Source organism: endosymbiont of Galathealinum brachiosum (assembly GCA_003349885.1).
Lineage (GTDB): Bacteria > Pseudomonadota > Gammaproteobacteria > SZUA-229 > SZUA-229 > SZUA-229.
Window position 1 is genome coordinate 1 of the sequence record QFXC01000005.1, and the last position, 2,642, is coordinate 2,642.

General features: G+C 60.2%; 2 protein-coding genes. One reads left to right on the plus strand and one right to left on the minus strand.

Annotation, left to right across the window (positions count from 1 at the left end):
- Window positions 1–103: 103 nt before the first annotated feature.
- Window positions 104–406, minus strand: coding sequence for a hypothetical protein (locus tag DIZ80_02530; GenBank protein ID RDH85212.1), 303 nt, complete (start codon window positions 404–406; stop codon window positions 104–106).
- A gap of 345 nt (window positions 407–751) precedes the next feature.
- On the opposite strand from DIZ80_02530, the gene DIZ80_02535 reads away from it, so the two are divergent.
- A complete protein-coding gene (locus DIZ80_02535; GenBank protein ID RDH85213.1) occupies window positions 752–2,131 on the plus strand; it encodes a hypothetical protein in 1,380 nt (459 codons plus the stop codon).
- Window positions 2,132–2,642 lie beyond the last annotated feature (511 nt).

Below are 2,642 nucleotides of genomic sequence, written 5' to 3' on the forward strand. Positions count from 1 at the left end.
CTTCCTTCGAACCGACACCGAATTCCACCGACATGGCGCAAAAATCCGTAATCGACAGGGCCATGGGAGACGTCGACGACGTCAACGACATCTTCGGTAAGAATTAGACTCCGTATCGTCTAGTCCGGGCCTCTATACCGACGATTTTAGATACGCCCCTTTTTTTCCGATTATCTTTACGCAACTCTAGAGGGAGCCTCCGTACGTATTCGCCCTTTATATACGACCGCACGACTCTCGTAGAATCGTCATTAACGTTCAGCATGTCTATCCTTCCAGACGGTTCGTTTCCGGACGCGGGGGACGTGTCGCCCGACCTGGCCTCGGCACTCGCGTTCAGACGAACCTCGGAAGAACCCGGACCGTCCTCGGCCACCCCTTCGCTCGTGGCCGAATCGTCCGACAACCGGAACGCGCAACGAGTTCGAATCGACCCGGTTTCACTCGCAGCCGCACCCTATCCGATGCGCACCATCGACGGTGAGTCTCGCTTTAGTCCTTTTTTTTATTAAAACGAGCTCGCTCGGCCGTCGATCCGCTCTCGCGTTTTTTTTAGATTATGTACACGCGCCCGTCGAGCCCTTACGTTTTTTTTACCCGCGCTCGTTTTTCAGTCTCGGTCGCGGCGACCACCGAATCCGTCGCGCCGACCGTCGAAGCCGCCTCGGACTCGGACTCGGACTCGGACTCGGGTTCGGAAGCCGAGGCCGTCGTGCCGTCTCCGAGGTCTCGGTCGCGGGAAGAAGCCGTCGTGCCGTCTCCTAGACCTCGGGCCGTCGAGGCGGACGCGTCTCCGGAAAGACCCATCGTCCGACTGCAGCCCGTCTCGCGGCCGGAGAAGACGGACGTCGACGGGCCCGTTCCCCGGCCCACCAAGACGTCCAAGCGATCCGGGTCGGGTGCCTCGGCCGCCTCGGTCGACTCGGGTCGGGCAGCGTTACCTAAACTCGCCAAACCGGACTCGGATCCGACCGACGAGGAGACTGCCCGAATCAAGCGGGAAACGAAGAACCTTTTGCGGAACAATAACTCGGCCACGGCCACAGTCGATCAGGTGGAGAACGGCCACCTCAGACGGCTGCTCGGCATCCCGCGGGGGCTCCACCTGATGTCGCGAGACGGCGCAACGGCGTATTTCGTTTCCAGAGGGCTCCCGACCGCGCCGTCCATGCCCCTGTCGGACGCGGACGCGAGGCACTATAAGCGGGTGGAATCCCTGCGCCGATCCAAGCCCGCGGACGCGCTGAAGACCGTCTTGAGCATCGAAGCGGCAGAGGGTCTGGACGCCCGCGGCATATACAGCGACGCCGACCTGCCCGAGGCTCCGTGCAGGCGGTGCGCGGCCAAGACGACCGCCGGACGCGCTCACGGTAAGCGATCGCGTTCCGATGCGTCCGTATCCGGTTCCAGCTCTAGTTCGTCTTCGTCCGACTCGGAAGGGGACGAACCCGTGCCGAGGAAGGCGATCAAGACGGTCGCGAGCGGGGGCAGGGCAGACGGTCGCACGGGCCCGCGACTGAAGTGCACACCTCGCAAGCAGGTCCAGGTCGGGAACGCGAAACACCGATCTCGACACGCTTCGCCGCCGCGCGAAGAATCACGATCCAAGCGAGTCGAATCCGAGTCGGCAGGCCCGTCGGCGCCCGTGGACCGGGTTCGGCAGCGCAACCGACCCGTCGCCGTCCTACCGTCCGCCCAGAAGGTACGCAGGCAGCTCCGCACGCTCGTCTATCCGGGAGGCGCGGAAAATCTAGCGCAAACGGTGAGGTTCGCGGTCAGGAAGACGCTCGGAGAGGCCGACTCGAAGCGATCGCTGGAAAGGGGGGACCTGAATGCGGTGATCGAAAAGGCGTGCGATAAAATCGAATTCGGGCTAGCTCTGTCCATCCCCGACTTGGCCGGCAAGCGGGAAGAGACGGACGTGGTCAATATGGTAGCGGGTGCGCTGTCGTTGCTGTCGGCGTCTATGCAGGCGGCAGCCTTGACCGGGTCCGTCGTGGGCGTGCTGAGACACATGCCCGCTCTGGTGAAATTCTGGGACGCGCGATTGAAAGGAGCGGCCGAGAACGGGCTGGCCGTGCCGTTTCACACCAGCAAGAGTCTATACGAAGCTTATATGAAGACTGTTTAAAAAAAAAGACTTTTAATTACTATGCATCGTCGTACACAATAACTCGTATGTTTTTTATGCTGTACTATTTTTATAATGTCGAAGCTATTAAATTTCTATTAAGATGTCTCGCCCGGTGTCTCGTTCTTTATGCAAACCGGCCCCTCTCTCGGGTTTTGACCCTTTAGACCTTTTTTCTAGAATACGGGTCACGGGGGGTGGGAGCGAGTTCGGGTTTTATGGAAAAGAGAGGAGGCCGGCTGGCTGCTTTGCTCGAATACGGCTGGCCCGGTCCGCTCGAATACGCGCTGACCGGCTTTGCTCGATTACGGCTGACCGGCTTTTGCTCGAATACGGCTAGCCCGGTCCGCTCGAATATGGCTGGCCGGCTAGTTCTCGAATACGCGCTGGTTGGCTTTGCTCGAATACGGTTGGCCTGGTTTACTCGAATACGCGCTAGTCGGCTTTGCTCGAATACGGCTGGCCTGGTCCGCTCGATTACGGCTGACCGGCTTTGCTCGAATATGGCTGG